We start from the raw sequence: 7,652 nt of genomic DNA, 5'->3' as shown, positions 1-7,652 counted from the left end.
CCCGCCTTCGGCATTGGTGAAGAACCCGTACCGCGCCTTGCCTTCCTTCAGCGTCGCATAAGCCTGCGGACACAGAGCTTCCAGCTTCTCGCCCACATCCTCGCCCCGCAAAATCACCTGACCCATATGCGACACATCAAACAACGCCGCCTTCTCGCGGCACTGCTTATGTTCACCCATGATCCCCAGCGGATACTGAACTGGCATCTCCCACCCGGCAAAATCAACCATCTTGCCGCCCAACTCAACGTGAAGCCCAAAAAGCGGCGTGCGTCTAATCTCGGTCATTGATCCAACCTTTCACTCAACGGGACTGGTCGCGAACAACCATGACGGTGCAATGCGCGTTGCGCACGACACGGGCCAGGTTCGGACCGATTTCATAATTCGGAAAATCACCCTTGGTCGAGGCCATGACGATCAGGTCAAAGCCGTCCTTGTAGGCGCGCTTGAGGATTTCACGGTAAACGCTGCCTTCTTCAACATGGACAGGCACGTCCGATGCGTTGCCATGATCCAGAATGGCCTGAACCGCATTTCGCACGTGGTCTTTGGCACCGGCGCCGTAGTTGGCGGGCAGGTTCGGCAGCTGGATGATCTCGGGGATAACGGCAACCGCATGCAGCTCAGCCCCGTAGAATTTCGCCTGTTCCAAGGCAACTGGCAGGGCATTTTTCCACGAACGGTCGTCGGTGTGATCAATGGGCAGCAGGATTTTCGTGGCCATCACGTCTCTCCTCGAGATATGGAATTCTGTTTCAAAGGCGGGGGGCCGGAATGGCCCCCCGGTTTCAAGTCAGACCAAGCTTATTCGGCAGGCGCGCCGCCCGGCTCTTCGGACTTGCCGCCCGAGGCGAAGAACTCTTTCGTCAGCTTGAAGACGATCGGGCTCAGCAGGGCCAGGGCGATCAGGTTCGGAATGGCCATCATGGCGTTCAGCGTGTCGGCCAGCAGCCAGACAAAGCCCAGATCCGCGGTTGCACCGAAGTAGATCGCGATGATCCACAGGATGCGGTAGGGAAGCAGGGATTTCACGCCCAGCAGGAACTCGACGCATTTCTCGCCATAGAAGGACCAGCCGAGGATGGTGGTAAAGGCAAAGATCGACAGAGCGATGGCGATGATCGACCCGCCGATACCCGGCAGAGTGGTCTCGAACGCCAGCGAGGTCAGCGCCGCACCGGATTCCCCCGATGTCCAAGCACCTGACGAGATGATCGCCAGACCGGTGATCGAACAGACGATGATAGTGTCGATGAACGTTCCCAGCATCGCGATCAGGCCCTGATTGACCGGGCCTTTGGTCTCGGCTGCCGCGTGCGCGATCGGAGCGGAACCCAGACCCGCTTCGTTCGAGAAGACACCGCGCGCAACACCAAAGCGGATGGCGGCCCAGACGGCTGCACCTGCGAAACCACCTTCGGCGGCTGATGGGGTGAAGGCGTAGGTGAAGACCAGCGACAGCGCATGACCGATGTTGCCGATGTTGATGATCAGGACCAGCAGTCCGGCAACGATATAGGCAATCGCCATGAACGGAACCAGTTTACCGGCGACCGCACCGATACGGGTGATACCACCCAGAATAACAGCGGCAGTCAGAACCATCAGAGCGACACCGGTGACCGAGGTGTTTACTCCGAAATTCGATTCCAGAACCTGTGCAACACCATTGGCCTGCACGCCGTTACCAATGCCAAAGGCCGCAACTGCGCCAAACAGGGCAAAGGCAACACCCAGCCACGCCCATTTCGCGCCCAGGCCGTTCTTGATGTAGTACATCGGGCCGCCGACGAAGTTGCCCAGCTCGTCCTTTTCGCGGTATTTCACCGCGCAGACAGCCTCGGCATATTTGGTGGCCATGCCCACCAGGGCGGTCATCCACATCCAGAACAATGCGCCCGGACCGCCCAGGAAGACAGCAGTGGCAACACCGGCGATGTTCCCCGTACCGATGGTGGCCGACAGCGAAGTCATCAACGCGTTGAACGGGCTGATCTGCCCTTCGCCCTGACCTTCACGGCCTTTGAACAGCAGGCTGAAGCCCGTGCCAATGCGCAGGATCGGCATGAACTTCAGTCCGACCTGCAGGAAGAAGCCGACGCCAAGGATGAGAACCAGCATCAGCGGCCCCCACACGACGCCATTGATGGCCCCTACGATTGAATTTAACGCTTCCATGGATTCCCTCCCATTTGCGTTTGGTTTATGCCCCTTTGGCGATAGCCCGCTGGCGAGCCTGCCTGAGAGCAGCGAAATCTTCGTCCGCATGGAACGACGACCGGGTCAGCGGGGTTGCTGACACGTGCAAAAAGCCCTTGGACCGGGCAATCTGTTCCAGCTGGGCGAACTCTTCCGGTGTCCAGAACCGGTCAATTGGATGGTGTTTCGGGGTTGGTTGCAGATATTGGCCAACGGTCAGGAAATCGACCTGCGCTGCACGCAGATCATCCATGACCTGACGCACATCCGTGAGTGTTTCCCCCAGGCCCACCATCAGGCCGGATTTGGTGAATAGTTCCGGATTGGCGCGCTTGGCATCATCCAGCAGCCGCAGCGACGTGTAATACCGCGCGCCAGGACGGACGGTCGGATATAGGTGCGGCACGGTTTCCAGATTGTGGTTGAACACGTCCGGTGCGGCGTCAAAGACTGCCTTGGCGGCGTCGCCCTTGCCCAGAAAATCGGGGGTCAGAACTTCGACCGTGGTGCCGGGGTTTTGGTGGCGTACCGCCCGAATGGTCTGGGCAATATGCTCGGCCCCGCCATCGGCCAGATCGTCGCGATCGACCGAGGTGATGACGACATGGCGCAGGCCCAGCTTCCTGACCGCCGCTGCAACGCGACCGGGTTCGAAAGCGTCCAGCGCGTCGGGGCGGCCAGTCGATACGTTGCAGAACGAACATCCGCGTGTGCAGACCTCGCCCATAATCATCATGGTTGCGTGACGCTTGGACCAACACTCGCCGATATTGGGGCAGGCCGCCTCTTCGCAGACCGTCGCCAGATTGTGATCCCGCATCAGGCGCCGGGTTTCGTAATAGGCGGAGCTGTCGCCTTTTTTCTTGCGTATCCACTTGGGTTTGCGCGGAATGACGCTGTCGGCCTTTTTGGCTTTTTCCGGGTGACGTGGTCTTAGCTGGATGGTCATCTGGCTGGTCCCCGCTACGCGTGAATTGCCCGGCCCATGGCGTCAAGGCAGGCTTCTTTCACAGCCTCGCCCATCGCCGGGTGGGCATGGCAGGTGGCTGCGACCTCGGCGACGGTGATGCCCTGGGCCATGGCCAGAACCAGCTCGGCAATCAGATCTCCCCCATGCGCACCGCAAATATGCGCGCCCAGGATCTTGCCTTCGGAACTGGCCAGCACCTTGACGGCCCCGTCGGTCTCGCCGGTCGAGCGCGCCCGCGAATTGGCCATGAAGGCAAACTTCCCGACCACGTATTCAATGCCCGATTCTTGCAAGGCTTCTTCGGTCAGCCCGACCGAGGCGACCTCGGGGTCGGTGTAAACCACGCCGGGCACGGTATTGTAGTCAACATGTCCCGCTTCGCCTGCCAGCATCTCGACACAGGCAACGCCATCCTCTTCGGCCTTGTGTGCCAGCATCGGCCCTGGAACGCAGTCGCCAATGGCATAGATGCCGGGAACAGAGGTACAGAATGTGTCATCCACCTGAATAAAGCCGCGCGGGTCGCAGGCTACCCCCAGTTCTTCCAGCCCCAACCCGCGCGTTACCGGTCGGCGTCCGACGGCGATCAGAACCTTGTCGGCCTCGATCACCTCTTCCTTGTCTTTGCCAACCCGATCCAGAGCAAGCGTCAGTCCGGCCGCGGTCTTGTTGACGGATTTCAATGCCCAACCAAGCTGGAACTTCAGGCCGCGCTTGGCCAGCGCCCGCTGCGCCAGTTTTGCAATCTCGCCATCTATGCCGGGCAGCACACGGTCCAGATACTCGACGACGGTGACTTTCGCGCCCAGACGCGCCCAGACCTGACCAAGTTCCAGACCGATCACACCTGCGCCGACCACCACCAGATGATCCGGCACGCTTTCCATCGCAATCGCGCCGGTCGAACTCAGGACGTCCTGCTCATCAATCTCGATCCCCGGTAGCGTGGTAGGTTCCGACCCGGTCGCGATCAGAATGTTCTTTGCCTCATAGATGTCAGCGCCAACCTTGATCTGCCCGACTGAAGGGATGCTGGCCCAACCTTCGATCAGGTCAACGCCGTTCTTCTTGAACAGGAATGCGATGCCTTTGGTCAGGTCGCCCACGATCTTGTCCTTGCGCTCCATCATTGCGCCGACATTGATGCTGGCCCCCTCGACCGCAACACCGTGGGAGGAGAGATGTGCAAGCTCGGCATATTTGGCCGAGGAGGTCAGCAACGCTTTGGAGGGGATGCACCCCACGTTCAGACAGGTGCCGCCAAGAGCGCCGCGCCCTTCGACGCAGGCAACTTTCAGTCCCAGCTGAGCCGCGCGGATCGCGGCAACATAACCGCCCGGTCCGCCTCCGATGACAATCAGATCGTAGGTGTTCATTTCGCGCACTTTCAGTAGATCGGGTGGCTTGCGCAAAGCGCGCGAACCTTTTCGCGGGTTTCTTTTTCGATGGCCGCGTCGCCTTCGGGCGACTGCGCCAACGCGTCCAGAACATCGCCGATCAGATGGCCGATCTGTTTGAACTCTTCAGGGCCAAAACCCCGGCTGCACCCGGCGGCAGTGCCCAGACGGATACCGCTGGTGATGGTGGGTTTCTGGGGATCGCCCGGAACGCTGTTCTTGTTACAGGTGAACCCGGCACGTTCCAGCGCGGCCTCGGCATCCTTGCCGGTCACACCGATCGGGCGCAGATCGACCAGCATCAGGTGGTTTTCGGTGCCACCCGAAACGATGTCACATCCGCGCGCCATCATGACATTGGCCAAAGCCGATGCACTGTCGACAACGCGCTGCATGTATTCTTTGAACTCCGGCTTCAGCGCCTCTCCGAATGCAACCGCCTTGCCGGCGATCACATGCATCAGCGGGCCACCTTGCAAGCCCGGGAATACGGCAGAGTTGATCTTTTTCGCCAGCGCTTCGTCATTGGTCAGAATGATCCCGCCCCGCGGGCCGCGCAGTGTCTTGTGGGTGGTTGAGGTGACGATATGCGCGTGCCCAATGGGCGAAGGGTGCAGGCCAGTTGCGACCAGACCCGCGATATGCGCCATGTCCGCCAGCAACCACGCACCAACTTCATCTGCGATCTCGCGGAAACGGACAAAGTCGATCTTCTGGGAATAGGCCGATGCGCCTGCGATGATCAGCTTGGGCTTTTCCGCCCGGGCCAGCTCGGCCACCTGGTCGTAATCGATCAGGCCGGCTTGGGTCAGACCGTATTGTACCGGCCGGAACCACTTGCCGGATTGGGCAGGTTTTGCACCGTGTGTCAGGTGCCCGCCCGCATCCAGCGACATGCCCAGGATGGTGTCACCGGGGCTCAGCAACGCCAGTTTGACCGCCCCGTTCGCCTGAGCGCCGGAATGGGGTTGAACGTTGGCGTATTCACAACCGAACAGCTGTTTCAGCCTTTCGATGGCCTCGACTTCGACCTCGTCGACATATTCGCACCCGCCATAATAGCGGCGCGCAGGATAACCTTCGGCGTATTTGTTGGTCAGGACTGAGCCCTGAGCCTCGATCACAGCTTTCGAGACGATGTTCTCGGACGCGATCAATTCAATCTGTTCCGCCTGACGTATTCCTTCGCGCGCGATCGACGCGGCGATTACCGGGTCAGCCTCATTCAGCGACGTTTTGAACATTATCCCCTCCTTCGGTTCCGAATCCTCAGTACGAAACTTTGTTTCCAATAGTGGAAAATGATCCAATAGGGCAACATAAATCTCTTATTCAAGAAGTTGCGTATGTATGGGAAAACCTGTAGCCTTTGAAAAACAGGGGGAAATCCATGGTCGATGAAAGCCAAAACGATGTTTCCGGGTTGGAAGAACCGGATGAAGGCGAGGCTTTGGGCCGCTCCATTCGCGATGCGCGACGATCAAAAGGCTGGACTTTGGAAGAGGCTGGCCGTGCTGCGGGTATTGGTCGGTCCACTCTGTCCAAGATCGAAAACAACCAGACACGGCCCAGTTTTGAAATCGTGCGGCGCCTGACGCAGGCGCTCGACATGAGCACGCCACAGCTGTTCCTGCAATCGGGTCAGTCGGGCATCTCGGGTCGCCGCGATTTCACCCCAAAAGGCGAGGGGGAATTCAAGACCACGCCCACCTATCATCACGAACTGCTGTGTTCCGAACTGACCAGCAAACGGATGCTACCCTATATCGCAACGATCAAGGCGCGGGATGTATCCGAGTTCGACACTTGGATTCGGCACTCTGGCGAAGAATTCATGTATGTACTCAGCGGCGAGCTGATTTTCCTTTCCGAACATTACCGACCCTTGCCCATGAAGGCCGGGGATTCACTGTATTACGACAGTGGAATGGGCCATGGCTGTATCTCGACCAGCGACGAAGACGCCAGGATTCTGTGGGTTTCGCTGGAGTGATATCAGAAAACCGCATGCTTTATTGCAGGTTGTGAAAAGCAACAAACGGCTTCCCGCCAGTCCGGGCTCATCGCCCCGACAGGTTTCCATTCCGAAATGCGGTCGGCGTTTGACCGAATTCGGCCTTGAACGCGCGGGTCATGGCGCTGGCGTTTTCATATCCACAGCGCCCCGCGATCTCGGCGATGGATTGTTCCGTATCCTCGGCCAGATTGCGCGCGCGGTTCAGGCGCAGACGCCGGTACAGCGCTTGCGGAGTTGTTTTCAGTTCCGCCTGAACACGCGTTTCAAGCCGTTTTTGCGAACACCCGATTTTCCGGGCCACACTCCGGACTGACAGCGGTGCTTCAAGATGCGCCTGCATGACGGTCAGTGCGCGATTGACCAGCGTGTCCTCGGATTTCAGAGGCAGGTCATAATGACCACGCCCGTTCCGGCTCATGAACAGGTGCTCGACCTCCATCGCCAGCAGCGGGCCGTGATCCCGGCGGATAAGGGTCAGGGCCAGATCGAAGGCTGCCATGGCCCCGGAACAGGTCAGACGGTTGCCATCGATGACGAACCGTTCCTGCACGGCCTCTACCGCCGGAAACCTTTCTTCGAACCGCGAAAATTCGTCCCAATGAATGGTTGCCCTGTGGTCATCCAGCAATCCGGCGCTGGCAAGCAGCCAGCTTCCCGTATCCAGCCCGGCCAGGTGCTTGTGTTTCTTGGCCGCAGCCAGCACGGCACGCATGGTCGACCGCGTATCCAGCTTCAGGTATCCATATGACGGCATAACAACAAGAAAATCCCCCTGTTGATCGCCGATGGCCCCGTTCGGGGTGACGACAAGGCCGCTGGAGCTTTGAACAGGGTTGCCGTCAAGCGAACAGAAGCGCCACGCATATAACACCTGCCGCGACAGGGTGTTTGCCGCACGCAACGGTTCGACCATGTTCGCAAGGCAATGGTTCGAGAACCCGTTGAACAGCAGGACATTGTACTGCTGCAATAATATTTTCGAATTTGGCATGAAACTGATCTATCTCTGCATGCCGCGACCATGAGCGATGGCGTTTGGTTGGTCAACCACCGATCCAGGGAACAC

Annotated in this window: 7 protein-coding genes and 1 pseudogene; 1 reads left to right on the top strand and 7 read right to left on the bottom strand. The window is 59.1% G+C overall.

Annotation, left to right across the window (positions count from 1 at the left end; translation table 11 throughout):
* The 6 genes and pseudogenes from gcvT to glyA all read right to left on the bottom strand — a co-directional run.
* Positions 1 to 288 (bottom strand): annotated as a pseudogene (gene gcvT, locus ACR0DY_RS15995) (glycine cleavage system aminomethyltransferase GcvT); the annotation flags it as partial.
* 16 nt (positions 289 to 304) lie between these two features.
* On the bottom strand, positions 305 to 727 hold the full coding sequence (locus ACR0DY_RS15990) for a universal stress protein (RefSeq protein ID WP_480898699.1): 423 nt from the start codon (positions 725 to 727) through the stop codon (positions 305 to 307).
* 80 nt (positions 728 to 807) lie between these two features.
* Entirely contained in the window at positions 808 to 2,181 is a 1,374-nt protein-coding gene (locus ACR0DY_RS15985) for an alanine/glycine:cation symporter family protein (RefSeq protein ID WP_480488771.1), read from the bottom strand.
* A 25-nt stretch (positions 2,182 to 2,206) separates the two neighbouring features.
* A complete protein-coding gene (lipA, locus tag ACR0DY_RS15980; RefSeq protein WP_480546642.1) occupies positions 2,207 to 3,151 on the bottom strand; it encodes a lipoyl synthase in 945 nt (314 codons plus the stop codon).
* Positions 3,152 to 3,165: 14 nt separating this feature from the next.
* A complete protein-coding gene (lpdA, locus tag ACR0DY_RS15975) occupies positions 3,166 to 4,548 on the bottom strand; it encodes a dihydrolipoyl dehydrogenase (protein ID WP_480898695.1) in 1,383 nt (460 codons plus the stop codon).
* An 11-nt stretch (positions 4,549 to 4,559) separates the two neighbouring features.
* Positions 4,560 to 5,813, bottom strand: a complete 1,254-nt coding sequence (glyA, locus tag ACR0DY_RS15970) for a serine hydroxymethyltransferase (RefSeq protein ID WP_480484282.1) — start codon at positions 5,811 to 5,813, stop codon at positions 4,560 to 4,562.
* 146 nt (positions 5,814 to 5,959) lie between these two features.
* Here glyA and ACR0DY_RS15965 point away from each other — a divergent pair, with 146 nt between their 5' ends.
* Positions 5,960 to 6,562, top strand: coding sequence for a helix-turn-helix domain-containing protein (locus ACR0DY_RS15965; protein WP_480484283.1), 603 nt, complete (start codon positions 5,960 to 5,962; stop codon positions 6,560 to 6,562).
* Positions 6,563 to 6,629: 67 nt separating this feature from the next.
* Here the strand turns inward: ACR0DY_RS15965 and ACR0DY_RS15960 are convergent, their stop codons facing one another.
* On the bottom strand, positions 6,630 to 7,577 hold the full coding sequence (locus tag ACR0DY_RS15960; RefSeq protein WP_480484284.1) for a GlxA family transcriptional regulator: 948 nt from the start codon (positions 7,575 to 7,577) through the stop codon (positions 6,630 to 6,632).
* Positions 7,578 to 7,652 lie beyond the last annotated feature (75 nt).

The sequence above is a fragment of the Ruegeria sp. O6 genome, from assembly GCF_056535045.1.
The sequence above is the reverse complement of the archived record's forward strand: the minus strand, read 5'-3'. Positions and strand labels throughout refer to the sequence as shown.

What these genes read in the sequence shown, in the direction of transcription:
- glyA (WP_480484282.1), bottom strand. Translation starts at nt 5,813, where the DNA reads ATGTTCAAAACGTCGCTGAATGAGGCTGACCCGGTAATCGCCGCGTCG.
- ACR0DY_RS15990 (WP_480898699.1), bottom strand. Translation starts at nt 727, where the DNA reads ATGGCCACGAAAATCCTGCTGCCCATTGATCACACCGACGACCGTTCG.
- ACR0DY_RS15965 (WP_480484283.1), top strand. Translation starts at nt 5,960, where the DNA reads ATGGTCGATGAAAGCCAAAACGATGTTTCCGGGTTGGAAGAACCGGAT.
- ACR0DY_RS15985 (WP_480488771.1), bottom strand. Translation starts at nt 2,181, where the DNA reads ATGGAAGCGTTAAATTCAATCGTAGGGGCCATCAATGGCGTCGTGTGG.
- lipA (WP_480546642.1), bottom strand. Translation starts at nt 3,151, where the DNA reads ATGACCATCCAGCTAAGACCACGTCACCCGGAAAAAGCCAAAAAGGCC.
- lpdA (WP_480898695.1), bottom strand. Translation starts at nt 4,548, where the DNA reads ATGAACACCTACGATCTGATTGTCATCGGAGGCGGACCGGGCGGTTAT.
- ACR0DY_RS15960 (WP_480484284.1), bottom strand. Translation starts at nt 7,577, where the DNA reads ATGCCAAATTCGAAAATATTATTGCAGCAGTACAATGTCCTGCTGTTC.